The sequence below is a fragment of the Bradyrhizobium cosmicum genome (assembly GCF_032290525.1).
Taxonomy (GTDB): domain Bacteria; phylum Pseudomonadota; class Alphaproteobacteria; order Rhizobiales; family Xanthobacteraceae; genus Bradyrhizobium; species Bradyrhizobium cosmicum_A.
The window spans coordinates 120,787-140,437 of record NZ_JASXTA010000009.1 but is presented as its reverse complement, the minus strand read 5'-3'; the positions used below and the strand labels follow the sequence as shown (position 1 = coordinate 140,437).

Annotated in this window: 20 protein-coding genes and 1 tRNA gene; 8 read left to right on the top strand and 13 right to left on the bottom strand. The window is 64.5% G+C overall.

Going from position 1 to position 19,651, the window contains the following annotated elements; all coding sequences use genetic code 11:
• Positions 1 to 44 precede the first annotated feature (44 nt).
• From lptB to QSV46_RS18210, 7 genes are all read right to left on the bottom strand, one after another.
• Complete coding sequence (gene lptB / locus QSV46_RS18240) at positions 45 to 1,055, bottom strand: LPS export ABC transporter ATP-binding protein (RefSeq protein ID WP_314953915.1); 1,011 nt, start codon at positions 1,053 to 1,055, stop codon at positions 45 to 47.
• A 235-nt stretch (positions 1,056 to 1,290) separates the two neighbouring features.
• On the bottom strand, positions 1,291 to 2,010 hold the full coding sequence (locus tag QSV46_RS18235; RefSeq protein WP_314953912.1) for an LptA/OstA family protein: 720 nt from the start codon (positions 2,008 to 2,010) through the stop codon (positions 1,291 to 1,293).
• Positions 2,011 to 2,015: 5 nt separating this feature from the next.
• A complete protein-coding gene (gene lptC, locus QSV46_RS18230) occupies positions 2,016 to 2,741 on the bottom strand; it encodes an LPS export ABC transporter periplasmic protein LptC (RefSeq protein WP_314953911.1) in 726 nt (241 codons plus the stop codon).
• Between the two features lie 141 nt (positions 2,742 to 2,882).
• Positions 2,883 to 3,497 carry a ribonuclease D gene (locus QSV46_RS18225; RefSeq protein WP_314953909.1) on the bottom strand — a complete coding sequence of 205 codons (615 nt, stop codon included), beginning with the start codon at positions 3,495 to 3,497 and terminating at the stop codon, positions 2,883 to 2,885.
• A gap of 115 nt (positions 3,498 to 3,612) precedes the next feature.
• Positions 3,613 to 4,929 carry a UbiA family prenyltransferase gene (locus QSV46_RS18220; RefSeq protein ID WP_314953907.1) on the bottom strand — a complete coding sequence of 439 codons (1,317 nt, stop codon included), beginning with the start codon at positions 4,927 to 4,929 and terminating at the stop codon, positions 3,613 to 3,615.
• A gap of 212 nt (positions 4,930 to 5,141) precedes the next feature.
• Positions 5,142 to 5,690, bottom strand: a complete 549-nt coding sequence (locus QSV46_RS18215; RefSeq protein WP_314953905.1) for a hypothetical protein — start codon at positions 5,688 to 5,690, stop codon at positions 5,142 to 5,144.
• Positions 5,691 to 5,709: 19 nt separating this feature from the next.
• Positions 5,710 to 7,272, bottom strand: a complete 1,563-nt coding sequence (locus QSV46_RS18210; protein WP_314953902.1) for a hypothetical protein — start codon at positions 7,270 to 7,272, stop codon at positions 5,710 to 5,712.
• Positions 7,273 to 7,687: 415 nt separating this feature from the next.
• On the opposite strand from QSV46_RS18210, the gene QSV46_RS18205 reads away from it, so the two are divergent.
• Both QSV46_RS18205 and QSV46_RS18200 read left to right on the top strand, forming a co-directional pair.
• Positions 7,688 to 8,959 (top strand): MFS transporter, encoded by a 1,272-nt coding sequence (locus QSV46_RS18205; RefSeq protein ID WP_314953899.1) that lies wholly within the window; start codon positions 7,688 to 7,690, stop codon positions 8,957 to 8,959.
• A complete protein-coding gene (locus QSV46_RS18200; protein ID WP_314954446.1) occupies positions 8,956 to 9,144 on the top strand; it encodes a hypothetical protein in 189 nt (62 codons plus the stop codon). Before QSV46_RS18205 ends, QSV46_RS18200 begins: the two co-directional genes overlap by 4 nt.
• 48 nt (positions 9,145 to 9,192) lie before the next feature.
• On the opposite strand, the gene QSV46_RS18195 is transcribed toward QSV46_RS18200, so the two are convergent.
• Positions 9,193 to 9,279 (bottom strand) — tRNA-Leu (locus tag QSV46_RS18195).
• Between the two features lie 161 nt (positions 9,280 to 9,440).
• Between QSV46_RS18195 and QSV46_RS18190 the strand changes: the two genes are divergently transcribed.
• Complete coding sequence (locus QSV46_RS18190; protein WP_314953897.1) at positions 9,441 to 10,406, top strand: complex I NDUFA9 subunit family protein; 966 nt, start codon at positions 9,441 to 9,443, stop codon at positions 10,404 to 10,406.
• 172 nt (positions 10,407 to 10,578) lie between these two features.
• Here the strand turns inward: QSV46_RS18190 and QSV46_RS18185 are convergent, their stop codons facing one another.
• From QSV46_RS18185 to QSV46_RS18175, 3 genes are all read right to left on the bottom strand, one after another.
• Positions 10,579 to 11,319: an SDR family oxidoreductase gene (locus QSV46_RS18185; protein WP_314953894.1), complete on the bottom strand. Its 741-nt coding sequence runs from the start codon at positions 11,317 to 11,319 to the stop codon at positions 10,579 to 10,581.
• Entirely contained in the window at positions 11,316 to 12,647 is a 1,332-nt protein-coding gene (locus QSV46_RS18180; protein ID WP_314953892.1) for an FAD-binding oxidoreductase, read from the bottom strand. The genes QSV46_RS18185 and QSV46_RS18180 overlap by 4 nt, the downstream gene beginning before the upstream one ends.
• 197 nt (positions 12,648 to 12,844) lie before the next feature.
• Positions 12,845 to 13,651, bottom strand: coding sequence for an undecaprenyl-diphosphate phosphatase (locus QSV46_RS18175; RefSeq protein ID WP_314953891.1), 807 nt, complete (start codon positions 13,649 to 13,651; stop codon positions 12,845 to 12,847).
• A gap of 169 nt (positions 13,652 to 13,820) precedes the next feature.
• Between QSV46_RS18175 and QSV46_RS18170 the strand changes: the two genes are divergently transcribed.
• From QSV46_RS18170 to QSV46_RS18160, 3 genes are all read left to right on the top strand, one after another.
• Positions 13,821 to 14,513, top strand: coding sequence for a glutathione S-transferase family protein (locus QSV46_RS18170; protein WP_314953889.1), 693 nt, complete (start codon positions 13,821 to 13,823; stop codon positions 14,511 to 14,513).
• The gene (gene queG / locus QSV46_RS18165; protein ID WP_314953885.1) at positions 14,462 to 15,637 is read left to right on the top strand and encodes a tRNA epoxyqueuosine(34) reductase QueG; all 1,176 of its coding nucleotides are present in this window, start codon (positions 14,462 to 14,464) and stop codon (positions 15,635 to 15,637) included. The genes QSV46_RS18170 and queG overlap by 52 nt, the downstream gene beginning before the upstream one ends.
• A 184-nt stretch (positions 15,638 to 15,821) precedes the next feature.
• The gene (locus QSV46_RS18160) at positions 15,822 to 16,622 is read left to right on the top strand and encodes an acyl-CoA thioesterase domain-containing protein (RefSeq protein ID WP_314953883.1); all 801 of its coding nucleotides are present in this window, start codon (positions 15,822 to 15,824) and stop codon (positions 16,620 to 16,622) included.
• 113 nt (positions 16,623 to 16,735) lie between these two features.
• Here QSV46_RS18160 and QSV46_RS18155 read toward each other — a convergent pair whose 3' ends face one another.
• Together QSV46_RS18155 and QSV46_RS18150 are read right to left on the bottom strand one after the other, a co-directional pair.
• Positions 16,736 to 17,203, bottom strand: coding sequence for a nuclear transport factor 2 family protein (locus QSV46_RS18155; RefSeq protein ID WP_314953881.1), 468 nt, complete (start codon positions 17,201 to 17,203; stop codon positions 16,736 to 16,738).
• Positions 17,204 to 17,345: 142 nt separating this feature from the next.
• Positions 17,346 to 18,134 carry an alpha/beta hydrolase gene (locus QSV46_RS18150; protein WP_314953879.1) on the bottom strand — a complete coding sequence of 263 codons (789 nt, stop codon included), beginning with the start codon at positions 18,132 to 18,134 and terminating at the stop codon, positions 17,346 to 17,348.
• 274 nt (positions 18,135 to 18,408) lie between these two features.
• On the opposite strand from QSV46_RS18150, the gene infC reads away from it, so the two are divergent.
• Both infC and rpmI read left to right on the top strand, forming a co-directional pair.
• Positions 18,409 to 18,948 (top strand): translation initiation factor IF-3, encoded by a 540-nt coding sequence (gene infC, locus QSV46_RS18145; RefSeq protein ID WP_314954435.1) that lies wholly within the window; start codon positions 18,409 to 18,411, stop codon positions 18,946 to 18,948.
• Positions 18,949 to 19,405: 457 nt separating this feature from the next.
• The gene (gene rpmI, locus QSV46_RS18140; protein ID WP_008143958.1) at positions 19,406 to 19,606 is read left to right on the top strand and encodes a 50S ribosomal protein L35; all 201 of its coding nucleotides are present in this window, start codon (positions 19,406 to 19,408) and stop codon (positions 19,604 to 19,606) included.
• The last annotated feature ends 45 nt before the right edge of the window (positions 19,607 to 19,651 follow it).

Genomic DNA, 19,651 nt, shown 5'->3' with positions numbered 1-19,651 from the left:
AGTCTCAGCCCGATGTACACGGCTTGACGAATTGGAAAAAAGGGCTAGAGGCGGAATTCCTCGCCAAGGTAAAGGCGGCGAACGTCCGGATCTGCGACGATTTCGTCCGGGCTGCCCTCGGTCAAGATTTCACCGGCATAAACGATGTAGGCGCGGTCGGTGAGGCCGAGCGTCTCGCGGACATTGTGGTCGGTGATCAGCACGCCGATGCCGCGGTTGGTGAGATGGCGGACGAGGTCCTGAATGTCGCCGACTGCGATCGGATCGATGCCGGCGAAGGGCTCGTCGAGCAGCATGTAGTTCGGACGCGTCGCCAGCGCGCGCGCGATCTCGACGCGGCGGCGCTCACCGCCCGACAGCGCGATCGACGGCGATTTCCGCAGGCGCGTGATGTTGAATTCGTCGAGCAGCGAATCGAGCTGCTGCTCGCGCTTCTTGCGCGACGGCTCGACCACTTCGAGCACGGCGCGGATGTTCTGCTCGACGGTGAGGCCGCGGAAGATCGAGGCTTCCTGCGGCAGATAGCCGATGCCGAGCCGCGCGCGCTGATACATCGGCAGCTTGGTGACGTCGTGGCCGTCGAGCTCGATGGCGCCGCGATCGGCCTTGATCAGGCCGGTGATCATGTAGAACACGGTGGTCTTGCCGGCGCCGTTCGGGCCGAGCAGGCCGACCGCTTCACCGCGGCGCACATAGATGCTGACGCCCCGCACCACGTGGCGGCTGCCAAAACTCTTTTCCACGCTATGCACAGCCAGAAAGCCCGGCCGCTTCAGGAGCTGCGGCCCGCCGGCACCGTTGGGCCTGCCGCCGGTCCTGACCGGGTGGACCGCCTGCGCACGCGGCGGCTCGGGCTGATAGTCGTCTCGATAGTCGCCCTGGAATTGATCGGGCGCGCGCATCGGCTGATCACGGGCGATCGGCGGCGCGTCCCGCACCGGGCTCGGCACAAGGCCGCCAACGCCGTCACCGAGCGCCGTGATGTCCTGACGCGCAAATCCTGGCCGGCCGCGTTTGGCGGGGCGCCGACGGAACATGCTGAAGAGATCGACCATCCCCGCCTTCTAGCCTTTCGCGACGATCCTGCGCGAATTCGCGCGATCTGCCGCACCGGCCTTTCGATTCGCCGACGCAGCATGAGTGAAGGGATGTCTCATGCCCAGTGAAACACGCCCGAAAAGCGGCGGACCCCGCTTCGAAAGCCCTGTGCGGTAGATACAGTCTCGCCGGGCAAGCTTCAACCTCGGATCGGGAGCATCCGAACCAAGCCGTTGAAATCGCGCCAGGAACTTACTTTTGCTTGCTTGCGCCGGGCAATTGCAGAGGCGGGGCCGCGGGCTTGCCGCCTTGGGCGCCTGGGCCGCCCGATCCGCAATCATTGCCGCCCTGCGGCAGCAGCGCCTGCACCCGGCCGCTGTCGGATTCCACCCGAGAGACGCCCGTGGTCATGTCCACCGCCAGACGATCGCCGCGCAGCACGTTCTTGCACTGTGTCAGAACCACGCCGCCGAGCATGGTGATGAGATTGGTCCTGGTATCGAACACGGCGGTCTCGCCCGTCACCACCTGGTCCTTCTGGGTGACGACGACATTGCCGCGCGCCTCCAGCCTTTTGATCGAGGAGCTGCCGCCCGGGCCCGGCGTCGCCGACTGCATCGGCGCCGACTTCGCGCCCTTCGCCGCGGGTTGCGGCGCGGCGGGCTTGTCGCCGCCCGAGTCGTAGAACACCACCAGCGTCTTCGAGGTCATGGTGGTGTCGCCCTGCACGACCTTCACATTGCCGGAGAAGGTCGCCTCCTTCTTCTTGTCGCGCATCTCGAGCGAGGCGGCTTCGATCTGGATCGGCTGATCGCGGTTCTGCGAAAAGCCCTGCATCGCGTTGGGCACGCCTTGCATCGTGCTCTGTGCGACGGCGGCCCCTGCTGCAACAAGCGTGACGCTGACGGCGAGCGCGGCCGCATTGAGGATGGCTCTGCGCTTGTCGTCGTCGCGCGGAAAAAAACCGATCATGAAAATCACTTTGAATTGGCAGACTTGTTCTGGGGCGTACGCGTCTTCGCCGGCGTCGCGGGCTCGGGTGGCGCAGGCTGAGCAGCGGGTTCGTCCAGCTTGTCCAGGTGCATCACCACATTGCCCTCGAAGCGGATGACATCACCGCCTTCCGTGATCCGCAGCCGGTCGGCGGTCAGCGTGCCGTTGGTCAGCTTGACGTCGACACGCTCGTCCGACGAGACCGTGCCCTTGTTCATGTCGACGAACGCCGTGTTCAGCCGCGCCTCGTAGCCGGTCGAGGTGCGCAGCACGATGTCCTTGGCAAGGCTGAGCTGCTGCTGCTTGTTGTCGAAGCGGCCGTAGCGCGAATCGAGGAACAGGGTGGATTGATCTTCCATCAGCACTTTGGCGCGCAGATCATTGAGATCGACATGGTCGGCATCGGTGATGTCCTGCGTCGCGGTCTTGGCCCAGAGCTCGTAGGGCCGCTGGTCCGGCGTGAAGCCGGACATGTGCGGCGATTCCATCGTGATCTTGGTGCCCGTCACCACGAGGTTGCCGGAGTCCAGCTTCACGGGGATCTGGAACGGATTGAGGAAGGTCGAGATGGCGACGATCGCGGCCATCGACGCGGCCACCGTCGCCGGCACCGCAACGCGCAGAATCCTGACCAGGCGGCTGTGGCGCGCCGCGCTGGCAAACTTCGCCGCAAGCGCGGCGTCGTAAGTGGGATTCTGGGCCGAATTCACCGCTGCTCCAGAGTGTCGCTCGCGCTGTCCGTTCGAAAGCGGACCATTGTAGCCGACACCGCCAAGATATGCAGCCCGCGACAGGCCGCACGAAAGTGTCCGAAACGGGGCGGCTGCTCGGGCTAACGGCCGCGGGGCGCTTCAGGAATGCGCGAAAATGTCCTCTTCCGCCCAGCCCTGGAGGTCGAGCAAGGCGCGGGTCGGCAGGAAGTCGAAACAGGCCTTTGCCAGCGCGGTGCGGCCTTCCCGGACCAGCATGGCATCGAGCCGCTCGCGCAAGGCATGCAGGTGGAGCACGTCGGAAGCGGCGTAAGCGAGCTGCGGCTCGGTCAGGCTGTCAGAACCCCAGTCGCTGGACTGCTGCTGCTTGGAGAGGTCGACATTGAGCACCTCGCGCACGAGGTCCTTGAGGCCATGGCGGTCGGTGTAGGTGCGGACCAGGCGGGAGGCAATCTTGGTGCAATAAATCGGCCCGGTCATGACGCCGAAGGTCTGGTACAGCACCGCGACGTCGAACCGCGCGAAGTGGAAAATCTTGGTGATGGTGGGATTGGCCAGCAGCGCCTTCAGGTTCGGCGCGTCGGTGTGGTCCTTGGGGATCTGCACCACGTCGGCGCTGCCGTCGCCGGGCGAGAGCTGCACCACGCAGAGCCGGTCGCGGTGCGGATTCAGCCCCATGGTCTCGGTGTCGATCGCCACCGCTGTGGTGTAGCGCGTGAGGTCAGGCAGGTCACCGCGGTGCAGGCGTACGGTCATGGCGTGTCAAAACCTCGGGTCGAATCGGTCTGTCGGCATCATAGGCTAATCGGATTGCCCGCGATGTAGCCACTGGCGGCGGGCCGCGCAAGCGCCGGCTGTTCCCTGCAAAGGGTCAGATCGCCGCCAGCATGATGCAGATCATGGCCGCGACCGTCATGCGGCTGGCGCCGTCGCGGAAGGTGTACAGAATCGGATCGTCCGGCATCTCGCGGCGATGCGCCATCATCAGGGCACGGCCGAACCAGTAGAGCAGCAGCGGGTTGAGCAGCCACAGCATCCAGGGCCGGCTGTAGAGCGGCGCCACCGCGGAGGAGGAAACGTAGAGCGAGAACACGGTCACCGCGTTCATGGCGCTCGCCGCCGCCATCGCGCCGATGATGTGCAGGTCGGTGACCTTGTAGTCGCGGTTGGAAGGATCGGCGAGGCCCGCGCTCTCGCGCATGCTGAGCTCGCTGAAGCGCTTGATCAGCGCCAGCGAGGTGAACACGAACAGCGAGAAAATCAGCAGCCATTCCGACAGCACCACGCCGACGCCGACCGCGCCGGCGATGATGCGCAAGCTGTAGAGACCGGCGAGCGTGACGACGTCGACCAGCATCTTGCGCTTGAGCACGAGCGAATAGGCGATGGTGGTGGCGAGATAGCCGCCGAGCACGGCGAGGAACAAAGGCGAGATGCAGAGGGAGGCTGCGACCGCGACCAACCACAATGCGGGGATCGCTGACAGCGCCGAGGAGATCGGCAGATCGCCAGCGGCGAGCGCGCGATGGCGCTTGGTCGGATGCTGCCGGTCGGCGGCAAGATCCAGCAGATCGTTCATCAGATAGGCGCCCGACGCACAGGCCGAGAACGCCAGGAACGCCAGCAGCGCGTAGCCGAGCGTCGGCAGATTCATCTGATGCGCGGTGATGACAGGCACGAACACCAACGTGTTCTTGGCGTATTGATAGACCCGCAGCGCCTTCGCCCAGGTCTTGAGGCTCGCGCGAGTGCGGCTTCGGCTGTCGATGCGATCGATCGCGCCGCGATCGAACGGCAGACTGCCGCCCGCGGAAAGATCAGCCGGCGTCACGACGCCGTCAAAGCCGAGATGCGCGGCGATGCCGGCGGCATGATCGGCAAAACGTCCCGCGACGAGATAGATTTTTACGCCCCGCGCCCGCGCCGCCAGCGCCCGGTTCAGCACATCGGCCTCGTAGGGGAGGTGGGCATAGTCGATCTCGGCCCGCGCCAGGATGTCCGTGAGCGCCGCCATGCCAGGGCGTCCGCCCGCGCCGAAGCGGGCCAGCATGAGGGCCGGCCTGGAGAACAGCGCCTCCATCAGCAGCTCGGACCGCAACAGGGCGCCTTCGAGATCGATGACGAGCGTCCGCGCAGCCGCCGCCGGCTCGGGCGTGCCAGAATCATACTGCCAGGCAGGCTGCTCCATCCGAAAACGCTCTGAGTTGCCGCAAACTGACCGGCCCAAAGGCTGGGAGGGCCGGGGAGCAGGGAAATGGACGTCAGGACACTAGGGGAGCATTCGCTAAAAGCGGCTTAATCCGGGATTGGGAAACCGCCGGAGGGCGGATGGGGCAGGTCCGCGGATCCAGCAACAAATACAGCTTTATCAGCGAGATAGTAGAGAAATGACACCCGCTCTCACGGCGTCTTCTTCGGCGCAGGCATGGCAGGCTTCACGGCGGCCGCCGGGGATTGCGGCTGGGCGGACGCGGCTTCCGGCGTAGCGATGGCGATGGCGAACAGACGCCATTGGCCCGCGACGATTTGAAACGTGAGATCGAATCGGATCTGCTGCGGCTGGGTCGGAATGTAGCCCGCAAGATGCAGCATTCCACGCTGGTCGAGTGCGGGCGCATCCGAGAATTGCGGCGCCAGCAATGCCGCGCCGTAGAGATCGAAGTTGCGGCGCCGCAGATCGAGAAAATTCAACGCGAGATCGGCGGCGGTGTTGCGCGCCTGGAAGTCGGGCGCAGCGAGATCGCGCAGCACGGTGTAATTGCCCGTGCGGTTGGCATCGTTGAGCGTGAGCAGCGTCGAGCGGATCAGATAGAGCGCCTGTTCCAGCGTGACAGGTAGCGACGGCGTGGGAGCTGCGGCCGGCGCTGGTGCCTTTTGAGCCGCCGCCCTGTCGTCGACACAGGACAACAGCAACACCGACGCGATCAGGACGCGCGCAATCAGTTGCATGGATTGACCGCGCCCGCCCTCACCAGCCGACGCGCATTCCGACGCGGCCGCCCAATCCGCCGCCATTCGTTCCATAAGTCAGGCCGCCGCTGGCCTGCACGTGTTCGCTGACGCGGAGCGCTGCACTCATCGAGAGCGCATTGGTGTTTTGAAACGTGCCCCAGTTCATGGTCATCGCGATCCTTTCGGACGGCATCAGCCAGGGCGAGCCGGACATCGCAAAGGCCATCGCGACACCGTTGATCGCCTTGCCGGCCCTGCCGTCGAGCTCGCTGAGGCGGGCATTGATGCCGGCGAGCTGGCTATTGATGCTTGCGATATCTCCGGAACTCGCTAGCCCGAGCGCACCGAGCGACGTGGAGGCGAGGTTGCCGGCAGCGTCGGTGGTGACGAATTGCACTGGTCCGGACTGCGCGGCCGCGCTCGCGGCCGAGGTGACGCCTGACATCGTGTAGGTATTGCTCGCGGTACCGTAAACCTGCTGGTTCGCGCGCGTCGCGGTGGCGCCATTGCCGATCGCGGTGGCGTTCGCGAAGGTCGCCGACGCGCCATTGCCGAAGGCCGACGAATTTGCGCCGGTGGCGTGGGCGCCGTTGCCGACCGCAGTATTGGCGACGCCGTTTCCGTTCGCCGTCGCGTTGTTTCCGACCGCAATGTTGAAGCTGCCGGTGCCGCTGGCATTAGATTGCGCGCCGTTCGCAATATTCCTCGAATTGGCGCCACTGGCATTCGCCAAATAGCCGGTCGCCGCGTTGGAGCTGTTCGCGCCAAATGCGATGGCGGCGTTGCCGGTCGCGACGTTATAGCTTCCGGATCCGCTCGCGTTGGTGTTCAGGCCGGTCGCGATATTGATGCTGTTGTCGCCGGTCGCGTTCGAGCTGCCGCCGGACGCAATGTTGGCGCTGCCGTTGCCGTAGGCGTTGGCGTTGTTCCCCGTCGCGGTGTTGGCGCTGGCGTCGCCGTAGGCCTTGGCGCCAAACCCGTTGGCAAGATTTCTGCTGTTGTTCCCAGAGGCATTGGAACTGCGCCCTGTCGCAACGTTCCTGCTGCCGTCCCCGTTAGCCAGGGCGTTCAACCCGGACGCAAGATTGCCGCTGTTGTTGCCACTGGCGTTGGCCCCGGCGCCGGCCGCGATATTGGTGCTGTTGTCACCGCTGGCCCGCGCGTTGTTTCCGGACGCCATGTTTTTGCTGCCTTCACCGGTGGCGATGGCTCCCGCTCCGGTCGCGCTGTTGAAGCTGTTGTTGCCGCTGGCGTTGGCATTGTTTCCCGTCGCAATATTGGAGCTGCTATCGCCGCTGGCATTTGCGAGGCCGACGGCGATATTGCTGCTGGAATTTCCAATGGCGTTGGAGCCGGCCCCCATCGCGGTGTTGTTGCTGCCGTTGCCGAAGGCAGATGCGGTGGGCCCGCAGGCAACATTGCTCGCCGATCCGCCCGCCGTGGCGCCCTGCTCAGACAGGGCACCATCCACGCACACGAACTGAGCCCGGGCTTGCGGTGCGCTGGCGCAGGCCGTGATCACGGCAATCAGCAGCATGGCGAAACAAGCGGTGATTCGCGCTCGCGATGAATTCATCATGTTGGTCCCCCCACCCCGTCTTCCAACCTTGCGGCCGGCAAGTGGCGTACGAGGAACGAAGACCGCCGTCACTTCCAGCCGCAGGCCGCCACCACATCAACGCGGTTGGCGCTTCCGCGACATACGACACTCAAAGCATGCAGGCTATGTCTTTGGGAAGACACCGATGTGCCACGGGACCGCGCGGCATTCCGTCCTCCCATATTCATGGGGTGCAGACAGTGTCCCGGCTTCTCAATCCGCGCACTCCCTCGCGAAGAAGCCGGCCGCTTCGCCGACGTCAGGCTGTTGCCCGGATCCCACACCCGGCGCGAGCTTCAAGTTCCGGCAGGAACGAGGGCCGTGCACCCCGTGAAAATCGTGCGACCCACCCCATCTACCAGTTTCTCCCCCGCTCCCGACGAAATCGAGACCCATGACCGAACCGTCGCTCGCAGCGCCGCTTGACGATCAGCAGGAACGCCCGCGCGGCTTCTCCCGCTACCAGGCGCTCCTCATCGCGCTGCTCGCGTTCACGCAGTTCACGATCATCCTCGACTTCATCATCATGTCGCCGCTCGGCGCCATCCTGATGCCCGCGCTCGACATCACGGCCACCCAATTCGGCGTCGCGGTGTCGGCCTACGCGTTCAGCGCGGGACTCTCGGGCATCCTGGCCGCCGGCTTTGCCGATCGCTTCGATCGCAAGCGCCTGCTGCTGTTCTTCTATGTCGGATTCACGCTCGGCACCATGCTCTGCGCCGCCGCGCAGACTTACCATGTGCTGCTGCTCGGCAGGATCGTGACCGGATTGTTCGGCGGCGTGATCGGCTCGGTCGTGCTGGCCATCACCACCGATTTGTTTCCGCTGCATTTGCGCGGCCGCGTGATGGGCTTCATCCAGACAGCGTTCGCCGCGAGCCAAGTGCTCGGCATTCCCGCCGGGCTGTTTCTCGCCAATCACTGGGACTGGCATGTCTGCTTCGTTGCGATCGTCGGCCTGTCGATCGCGGCGATCGCGATCATCGCCTTCGCCATGGAGCCGGTCGAGGCGCATCTGAAGCTGAAGCAGGACCGAAACCCGTTCCGCCATCTGATCGCGACGATCGGTCAGCCGCGCTACACGCTGGCGTTCGGCGTCACGACGCTGCTGGCGACCGGCGGCTACATGCTGATGCCGTTCTCCAGCGCCTTCACTGTGCACAATCTCGGCATCGACATCACGCATCTGCCTACGATCTATCTCGTCTCCGGCCTGTTCAGCATCGTCACGGGGCCGCTGGTCGGCAGGGCCAGCGACACATTCGGCAAATACCCGACCTTCGTGTTCGGCAGCGTGGTGTCGGTCATCATGGTGCTGATCTACACCCATCTCGGCCATGTTTCGCTCGTGACCGCGATCCTCGTCAACGTGCTGATGTTCGTCGGCATCTTCTCGCGCATGATCCCATCGCAGGCGCTGATGTCGGCGATCCCCGACCAGAGCCAGCGCGGCTCGTTCAGCGCGATCAGCGCCTCGCTCCAGCAGCTCTCCGGCGGGCTCGGCTCGGTGCTCGCCGGCGCGATCATCGCGCAGGCTCCGGACGGCGCGCTGATCCATTTCGACCGGATCGGCTACGTCGTCGTCGCCTCGGCCATCGTCGCGCTGGTCGCGATGTATTTTGTGCAGAAGGCGGTGGCGGAGCGGACGGGAAAGAGGGTGGTGTGAGGGGAAGCGGGAGGAGAAGCAGCACGGCGCTGCTGGTCGCATTGGATGCCGCGATCGCGCGCGGGCTCAACGACGCTGAAGCGGGCCGGGTCAAGCCGGGTTCGGAGGTGTTCGATCTGCTGGAAGCGAAATTGGCGGGCAAGGCCGACCGGACATTATCATCGCCGCGGCGCCCGAAGGACTAGGCTTTCTTTGCGAAGGCGACCGCCGAATAACGGTTCACCAGCTTAAAATGGTGCCCAGGAAAGGACTCGAACCTTCACGGCCGTTAAGCCACTGGCACCTGAAGCCAGCGCGTCTACCAATTCCACCACCTGGGCATGCCGTTTGGGGCACGGAGGCGGTTACTACGGTTCGGTGACGCGGTTGTCAATTCATGCTTGAGCCATGTTTCGGCGGGCGGATTGCGCATCGCAAACCGGCCCGATACAAGCCTGATAGCACGCACGCTTCCCGCAGGAATGGACCCAGGATAGCTCCCATGGCATCGAATCTGGACACGCTCGTCACGGTTTTCGGCGGATCGGGGTTTTTGGGCCGGAATGTCGTCCGGGCGCTGTGCAAGCGCGACTACCGGGTCCGGGTTGCGGTGCGGCGGCCGGAACTGGCCGGATACCTCCAGCCCTCCGGCAAGGTCGGGCAGGTCCACCTCGTGCAGGCGAATTTGCGCTATCCCGCCTCGGTCGAGGCGGCGCTGCGTGATTCGCATGTCGTGATCAATCTGGTCGGCATTCTCGCCGAGGGCGGTGCGCAGACGTTCGACGCCGTCCAGGCCAGGGGCGCCGAGACCGTCGCCAAGGCGGCCGCGGCCGCAGGTAGCCGGCTGGTGCATGTCTCGGCGATCGGCGCCGGCGCCGATTCGCCCTCGCACTACGCCAGGGCCAAGGCGGCCGGCGAAGCGGCGGTGCTGGCGGCAGTTCCCTCCGCCACGATCTTCCGCCCGTCCGTGATGTTCGGCCCCGAGGACCAGTTCACCAACCGCTTCGCGGCGCTGGCCCGGATCTCGCCGGTGCTGCCGCTGATCGGCGGCGATACCAAGATGCAGCCGGTCTATGTTGGCGACGTCGCCACCGCGATCGCCGATGCCGTCGACGGCAAGGCCAAGGCGGGCGCGACCTACGAGCTCGGCGGGCCGGAAGTGCTGACCATGCGCGAGATCATCGAGGCCATCGTCGCGATCGCCGACCGCAAGCCGATGCTGGTGCCGCTGCCGTTCGGCCTTGCCCGCTTCAAGGCCAATTTCCTGCAATTCGCACCGGGCGCGTTCAAGCTGACGCCGGACCAGGTCACGCAGCTCGGGCGCGACAATGTCGTCTCGGATGCGGCGAAGGCCGCTGGCCTGACGCTGGAAGGGCTCGGCATCGCCGCCGATTCGCTGGAAGCGATCGCCCCGCAATATCTCTGGCGCTTTCGCCCGCAGGGCCAGTTCCAGCGCAAGAGCGCGTGAGGTTTCTCTCTTCACCTCGCCCCGCTTGCGGGGAGAGGTCGGATCGCTCTTGCGATCCGGGTGAGGGGGTACAGGTCTCTCGACGATCGCGCGCGGGGAGAGAGGCCCCTCACCCCTACCCTCTCCCCGTAAGAACGGGGCGAGGGAGCGCACCGCCGCTGCCGCAACAACCTCAAAACTTCAGCTTCTTGAACACGGCCTCCGGCAGCGTCTTGATGATCAGCATCACGAGACGCCATTTGCCGCTGACATAGACCACGTCGGTCTTGTTCTCGACCGCGCTGAGGATCGCATCGCCCACCACCGGCGCTTCGACCGTAAGCGGGCCGATCAACTTCATGCCTTCCGTCATTTTCGTGCGGACGAAGCCGGGCTTTACCGTGACGACGTGGACGCCGCCGCGGCTCGCACGCGCGCGCAGGCCGGACAGGAACGCGGAGAAGCCCGCTTTCGCCGAGCCGTAGACATAGTTGGAGGCGCGGCCACGGTCGCCGGCGACCGATGACACACCGACGATCGTGCCGGTGCCGCGTGCCAAGAACTTTTCGGCGAACAGGCCGAGGATCAGCGACGGGCCTTCGTAGTTGGAGCGTATGATCGTAGTGGCGTGCGCGAGATCGCTCTCGGCGTTTTGCTGCACACCGAGCAGGCCGACGATCGAGATGACGACATCGGGCAGTTCCGGCAGGCTGCCGACAAAGCCCTCGAACGAGGCGGTGTCGAGCACGTCGAACTTGTAAAGGCCGGCCTCGATGTTGTAACGCGCGCGCAGATCGGCGGCGTCAGGCTCGAGCGCGGCGACGTCGCGGCCCGCGAGGCCGACATCGTACCCCGCCTTGGCAAAGGCGCGCGCGGCGGCGCGGCCGATGTCGGAGGAGCCTCCCAGCACCAATACGGTCTTGCGTGACGTCAAGGCTGCACCTCATCAAACAAACGCTGTGAAAGCTTCGAGCGGATGATCCCGGCGGGATCGAGCGCTTTGCGGATCGCGTTGAAGCGTTGCAGGGCGGGATAGCCGGCTTCGAACGTCGCGCGCGACTGGCGCGCGTCCTTGGCGAGATAAAGCCGTCCGCCGGCAGCAACGACCAGGCGGTCGATCTCGTCGAGGAAATTCAGGATGTCGCCCTTCACCGGGAAATCCAGTGCCAACGTGTAGCCCGGCAGCGGGAACGACAAAATGCCCTCGCCCTGGCCGAGCTTCTTGAGCACCGCAAGGAAGGAGGCATCGCCGCGCCGTGCGACGCGGTCGAGGATGTCGGCGAGTACCGCGCGCGCACCAGCTTCCGGGATCACGCATTGGTGCTGGAGGAAGCCGCGCCTGCCATAGATGCGATTCCAGTCACTGATGCTGTCGAGCGGAAAGAAATAGGGATAGAGCGAGACCACATGGCTGCCGCCGGCGCGCCGCGCGCCCATGCGGTAGTAGAGCTCGTTGAAGGCGCGGATGCTATAGCGGTTCAGCGTCATCGACGGCAGGTCGATGGGGACGCCGAGGCCGGGATTCTGGCCGACGGGGAATGCAGCGGCGCCACCGGCAAGCTCGTCTTTGGCGGCGTGCTCGCCGAGATAGATCAGCGAGCGGCCGAGATCGCGCCCTCGCGCCGCGCAATCGATCCACGCCACCGAATAGGTCGCGGCATCGCCGGCATCGAGCGCACGCATCGCCGCATCGAGATCGGACGCCGAGATCACCCGCTCGCGGATCCAGCCGGTTTCAACGGTGCGCAGTCGCATCGTCGCTTCAAGGATCATTCCGGTGAGGCCCATGCCGCCGACGGTCGCGAAGAAGGCGTCCGAATTCTGCTCGCGCGAGACTTCGATGGTTTCGCCCTGCCCGGTCCGCAGCAAAATGCTGTCGACATAGCGGCCGAAGCCACCCTCGCAATGATGGTTCTTGCCGTGAACATCAGCGGCGATGGCGCCGCCGACCGAGACGAAGCGCGTGCCGGGCACCACGAAGGGCAGGAAGCCGCGCGGGCCAAAGGTGTCGATCAAATCCGACAGCAGCACGCCGGCTTCGAGGCGGATGCGGCCGGTCGCCGGATCGAACGACCTGACCCGGTCGAACCCGGTCATAGCAATCGTTCTGACGGTGCCGATCGCAGCATCGCCATAGGCGCGGCCGTTGCCCCGCGCCACCGATCCGACCACCACGGCTTCGCCAACGGCCTCGAACGACCGCGGACGCAGCACATCGCTATCGACGACCGGGAAACGCCCCCAGCCGCTGACGAGGGTCATGGCTCAGCTCCTCTGCAGGGCGCGCCGCCCCGCTCTGGAAACTGCCTACCGATCAAAAGCTTATTTTGCGTTGAGGCGTGGTGGAGCCGTAGCCCGGATGGAGCGCAGCGAAATCCGGGATCGTGCCGCAAGCGATGTCGGCCCCGGATTGCGCTGCGCTCCATCCGGGCTACGGACCTCAATGCGTTTGCGAAAAGTTAACGTCCCAACGCCAACGCGATCAGGCCGAGGGTGCCGACGATCACGCGCCACCAGGCGAACACCACGAAGCCGTGGCGGGTGACGTAGCTCAGGAACGTCTTCACCACGATGACAGCGGTGATGAACGACACGATGAAGCCGATCGCGATGATGCCCATGTGGTCCATCGTCATCTCGGAGCGGTTCTTGTAGAAATCGTAGGCGAACGCACCGATCATGGTGGGAATGGCGAGGAAGAACGAGAACTCCGCCGCCGCGCGCTTGTCGGCGCCCAGAAACATCGCCGCGACGATGCTGGCGCCGGAGCGCGACACGCCGGGGATCATGGCCACGCACTGCGCGATGCCGATGTAGAGGTACATCAGCAGCGGAAACCTCGTCGCGTCATGCTCGCGCGCCTTGAGATCGAGCCGATCGACCCACAGCAGAATGGCGCCGCCGACGATCAGCGAGAAGCACACCACCCACGGATTGAACAGCATGCTCTTGATGTATTTGCCGGCGACGAGGCCGACGATCACGGCGGGCAGGAACGCCACCAGCACGCCGATCACGAAGCGGCGCGCATAGGCATCGCCCGTGAACATGCCGATCGCGACGTCCCACAATTTCTTGAAGTACAGCACGACGATCGCGAGGATCGCACCTAACTGGATCAGAACCGTAAACGAATCCCAGAACGCGCCCTCGCCGAGATGGAAGAAGCGCTCGGCGAGCAGCAAATGGCCGGTCGAGGACACGGGAAGGAACTCGGTCACACCCTCGATGATGCCGAGGATCACTGCCCGTATTTCATCTGACATATTTACGGTCCATTTGCGCTGGAAAAGCGGGGCTCTTCTCGCCTATTCCCCCCCATGCCGCAATCGCAAAATGCGACATCACGCCCTTGCTTCGCGGTTTTGAAGGACTAGTGTGGCGCCGCACAAACATTGATGGATTCTTAAGCACCATCACATAGTCAAAGGCTTCATGTTTACGCTGTTTCATCATCCGTTCTGTCCGCATTCGCGTTTCATCCGCCTGGTCGCGGGCGAATACGGGCTCGACCTGAAGCTGGTCGAAGAGCGCAGCTGGGAGCGGCGCGAGCAGTTTCTCCTGCTCAATGCGGCCGGCACGACGCCGGTTCTGGTCGATGACGAGCAGCCGCCGATCCCGGGTGCAGCCATCATCGCCGAATATGTCGACGAAGCCTACGGCGCCGAGATGGGACCCAAGCGCCTGATGCCGGAGACGATCGGCGAGCGCGTCGAGGTGCGCCGGCTGATGGCCTGGTTCAACGAGAAGTTTTTCGAGGAAGTCTCGCATCCTCTCGTCACCGAGCGCATCTACAAGCGCTTCATGAGCGAGGAGAACGGCGGCGGGGCACCCTCGGCCGACGTGATGCGCGCGGCCAAGGCCAATGTGCGCTATCATCTGGCCTATATCGGCTGGCTGGCGCAGACGCGTAACTTCCTCGCCGGCGACCGGCTCACCTACGCGGATCTCGCCGCCGCGGCGCATCTTTCGGCGATCGACTATCTGGGCGATGTGCCATGGAGCGAGGACGACGCAGCAAAGGCGTGGTACGCGCGGGTGAAATCCCGCCCGTCGTTCCGTCCGCTGCTGAGCGAATGGCTGGCCGGCGTGCCGGCGTCGCGGACCTATGTGGACCTGGATTTCTGAACTCCGATCCGACTGAACTGAAGGCGGCGCTTGCGCGCGAAGCGCGCGCGCTCGGCTTCGACTGCATCGGCATCACAGAGCCCGGCACGATCGGGAGCGCCGGAAAGCACTTCCTCGAATTCATCGCATCGGGCGGCCACGGCGACATGGACTGGCTCGCCGCGCAGCCGGAGCGCCGCGTTGATCCGCGCGGGCTGTGGGCCGACGTGCGCAGCGTGATCATGCTCGGCGTCAACTACGGTCCCGACTCTGATCCGCTCGCGATCCTGAAACAGCGCACGCGCGCGGCGATCTCGGTCTATGCGCAGGGCGACGACTATCACGACATCATCAAGAAGCGCCTGAAGGCGCTGGCGCGCTGGCTGGTCGCGACCGCGCCGTCGGACGTGAAGGTGTTCGTCGACACCGCGGCCGTGATGGAAAAGCCGCTCGCCCAGGCCGCGCATCTGGGCTGGCAGGGCAAGCACACCAATCTGGTCTCGCGAGAGTTCGGCTCATGGCTGTTTCTCGGCGCTATCTACACCACGCTGGAGCTGCCGCGCGACGATGCCGAGGTCGATCATTGCGGCTCGTGCCGGGCCTGCCTCGACATCTGCCCGACGTCGGCGTTTCCCGCGCCCTACAGACTCGATGCGCGGCGCTGCATCTCCTATCTCACCATCGAGAACAAGGGACCGATCCCGCGCGAGTTTCGCAAGGCCATCGGCAACCGCATCTATGGCTGCGACGACTGCCTTGCTGCCTGTCCCTGGAACAAGTTCGCGCAGGAGGGGCGTGAGGCAAAGCTTGCGGCACGTGACGAACTGCGCGCGCCTGGACTTGCGGAGCTCGCGCGTCTGGATGATGCAGCGTTTCGCGCGCTGTTCACGAAGTCGCCGGTCAAGCGGATCGGCCGCGACCGGTTCTTGCGCAACGTGCTGATTGCGATCGGCAACTCCGGCGAGGTGGCACTGGCGGAGGAGGCCCGGCGATTGCTGGAGGATGCGAGTCCGCTGGTGCGTGGCGCTGCGGTGTGGGCGCTGGCGCAGTTGGTGCCGGATGAAGAATTCGCGGCGATCAAAGCGAGGGCGATTGCGAACGAGCGTGACGAAAGCGTGCGTGAGGAGTGGCAGCCCGCTTCCTAATCCTGCGCTGTCATGCTCCGCGAAGCGGGGCATCCAGTACGCCGTGGCCTCTCGGTTCAATCACAACCGCCTCGGAGTACTGGATCGCCCGGTCAAGGCCGGGCGACGACACCTGTTGTTGTGACGAGCAGGCACGCTCCCGCCGCCCTTGATTTCCCCTCCCGTTCCTTCAATCTCGCGCGTCATGACAAACATGCCTTTCTTCACCCGCGATGGCGATACATTCCATCCGACGGAAGTCGCCAACGGCCCGTGGGATCCGAAATCGCTGCACGGACGCGTCATCATCGGCCTGCTCGGCTTCGCCATCGAGGAGCGCCATTCCGGCCCCGAATTCGTGCCGGCGCGACTGACCGTCGACATGTTCCGGCTGCCGACCATCGACAAGCCGATCGAGGTGACGACGCGGCTCGTGCGCGACGGACTACGTATCCGCGTGGTCGAGGCCGAGTTTGTCTCGGGCGGCGTCGGCATGGCGCGCGCCTCGTGCCAGCTGCTGCGGCGGACGCAGAATCCCGACGGCAATGTCTGGTCACCGCCGAACTGGGACGTGCCGAAGCCATCAGACATTCCAAAACCCATCGATCCCAGGCTCGGCATGAACGGCAAATGGGCGACGCGGCCGATCGTCGGTCACATGGGCTCGCTCGGGCCGCGAAAACTCTGGATGAGCGAGGTGCGCGAACTCGTTGCGGGCGTGCCGATGACGCCGTTCGTGCATGTCGCCACCGGCGCCGATTTCGCCAGCCCGTTTGCCAACGCCGGCGACAAGGGGCTCGGCTACATCAACAGCGACGTCACGATCTATCTGCATCGTCTGCCGGTGACGAACTGGATCGGCTTCGAGGTGGTGAACCACCAGGCCACCGACGGCGTCGCGATCGGCGAATGCTGGCTCTATGACGAAGAAGGCCCGATCGGTACTGCCACGGTCGCGGCGCTGGCGCAGCGCAAGCCGTCGGCGAAGCCGCCGGCACCGCCGTAGCCGTCATTCCCGCGACGTGCGTAGCACGAGCCCGGAATCCATAACCACGATCGGGAATATGGATTCCGGGCTCGCGCCGAGTGGCGCGCCCCGGAATGACAACGTGGAGAGAGTCAGGCCAGATGCCGCTGCATCTCCGGCCGCGCCTTCAGCTCCGCTCCCTGCTTGCCGACGATCTTCGCAATTCGCTCCGGTGCAAATTTCAGATCGACAAACGCCGGCGCGGTGTTGGCGACCTCGTGATAGCTCACGATCTTGCCGTCGCGCAGCGTCATGATCGCCACGCCCTCGAACATCGCCCGCGCGCCGTTTGCTTCCGGCATGGTCGATTTGTAGCTGAACGTGTAGCGCGCATAGAGCGTGGCGCCGTCGGTAACAGGGTCATGCATGTCCCAGCGGAAATCGGTCGCGGTGCGATAGAACCAGTCGTCGATCATCGCGGCGATCTTCTCGCGGCCTGCGAAGCCGCCGTAGAACACGTCGTGATAGACGCCGTCTTCGGTGAAGAGATCGGCAAAGGCACGGCCGTTGCGTTGCTCGACGGCGTCGCAGAAGGTGCGCAGCATGGCGGTGATGGTCATCGGCATTTCTCCTCCCCGTTTTCCGTCATGCCCCGGCTTGACCGGGGCATCCAGTACGCCGCGGCTTCGCGGTTCTATCGCTGCCGTCTCTGGAATACTGGATTGCCCGCTTTCGCGGGCAATGACAGCGAGTACGACAATTTCACCCGATCTCGGCCACCGCGGCAAGAATGCGGGCGATGTCCCGCGGACGGGACAGGCGGTGGTCGCCGTCCTGGATCATGGTCAGCACGACGTCGTCGGCCGGCAGACGATGCGTGAGCGCAAAGGCATGCTGCCAGGGCACGTCGGGATCCTGCGCACCTTGCAGGATCCGGACGGGGCAGCCGAGATCGATCGCGCTGCCGAGCACGAGATGGTTGCGGCCCTCCTCGATCAGGTTCCGCGTGATCGGATAGGGCGAGCCGTCGCCATAATCGGACGGCCGCAGCCAGAAGCCTTTTGTCTCGATCTCCTTCCTCACCTCGGCCGAAAAATTTTTCCACATCAGCTCTTCGGTGAAATCGGGCGCCGGCGCGATCAGCACCAGGCCTGCCAACGCCGCTTGACCGGTGCGCTTCCTGATTTCGCGGGCGAGCAGCAGCGCCATCCAGCCGCCCATGGACGAGCCGATCAGGATCTGCGGGCCATCGCAGAACCGCTCGAACACCGCGACGCTGTCCTCGAGCCAGCGTCCGATGGTTCCATCGGCGAAATCGCCGCCGGATTCGCCGTGGCCGGAATAGTCGAACCGGACCATGGCGCGGCCATGGTCCCTGGCCCAGCCATCCAGCGCCACGGCCTTGCTGCCCTGCATGTCCGACTTGAACCCGCCGAGCCAAACCAAGCCGGGGCCCTCTCCGGCGCGGTGGCGTACCGCGATCCGGCGAGCGGACGGGCCTTCGCCCACCTCGATGAAGTCGAGCACGGCATCGGGAATTGCATCGGTCATGGAACGTTTACTCTGGCTGTGCGGTTTGAGCTGTCTGGACCTCTTCTGCAGCGCAGCCCGGCATCGGTACCGACCCTACATTGGCCCTTGTAGTGGTATTTGGAGACGCTTGCGGAACAGAAGCAAGGTGTCTATGTCGTGCAGCGTGCTGACAGGCGTGGCCAAAATGCCGCGCATTTGAGGGTTTTTTGCCTCCTGCACGAGCGACTTGCTTGCCCGCAAACGCAACTTCCTTCAAGATAGCCGCTTCTTTCACAACTTTGGAGAACCACCCATTCGCCGTCCTAATAAAGCTCCGCCCGCTGCCAGCAAAGACGGGCCGCGCATCAACGACGATATTCGCAATGCGCAGATCCAGCTGATCGATCAGACCGGTGACAACCAGGGCACGGTCGAGACCGTCTTGGCCATCAAGATGGCCCAGGACGCTGGCATGGATCTGGTCGAGATTTCGCCGAACGTCAGCCCTCCCGTCTGCAAGATCATGGACTACGGGAAGTACAAATATTCGGCCCAGAAAAAGGCCGCCGAAGCCCGCAAGCGGCAGAAGACCGTCGAGATCAAGGAGATCAAGCTCCGCCCGATGATCGACGATCATGATTACGACGTGAAGATGCGCGCGATGCAGCGGTTCTTCGAAGAGGGCGACAAGGTCAAGATCACGCTGCGCTATCGCGGGCGCGAAATGGCGCACCAGGAGATCGGCACCAAGCTTCTGGACAAGATCAAGACCGACGTCGCCGAGCTCGCCAAGGTCGAGCAGGACGCGCGATTCGAGGGTCGCCAGGTCGTCATGGTGCTGGCGCCGCGCTGAGAACAGCTCGCTGGGAACTTGAGAGTTCAACGGCCCGTCCGGATCTCCGGCGGGCCGTTTTGTTGAGGGGATCATGCGAGCCGCAGGAGAGATCGGCGTAGCGCGCCGGGTGAGGGCTTTCTCCTCTTTGGGGGCTCTCGCCTGCGGAGACACCCTCTCCCCGAGAGGGGGAAACGGGCCATTTTGGTCCTGCTTTCTTGCGACACGGCTTGGATATGAGGGCAGCAACTCCGAATAGTCGCGGGGCCCGGTTTCCGGCGGTTCATCGTTGCCAATCGGCTTGTCCTCTGGCATAAGCCCAGCCTTCATCGCCCGGCTGATTAAGGGCTGCCGTGGCGGTGTTTCGTGCGGGTTTCGCGCTTGTTCGTAAAACCTGAGCACAATCAACGCTCTAATAGAGCATTTTGACGGCCAGCCGCCTTCGCGGGCGGATTTCTGTGGCCATTAGGAGAGCCAAATGCCCAAGCTGAAGACCAAATCGGGCGCTAAAAAGCGCTTCAAGGTGACTGCCACCGGCAAGGTGATGTTCGCTCATCGCGGCAAGCGTCACGGCATGATCAAGCGGACGAAGAAGCAGATCCGTCAGCTGCGCGGCACCGCCGTGCTGTTCAAGACCGACGGCGACAACGTCAAGAAGTACTTCTTGCCGAACGCCTGATCGCGTCCACGATCTTGCCACCTCCGCCGCACCTCGCGCGGCGAT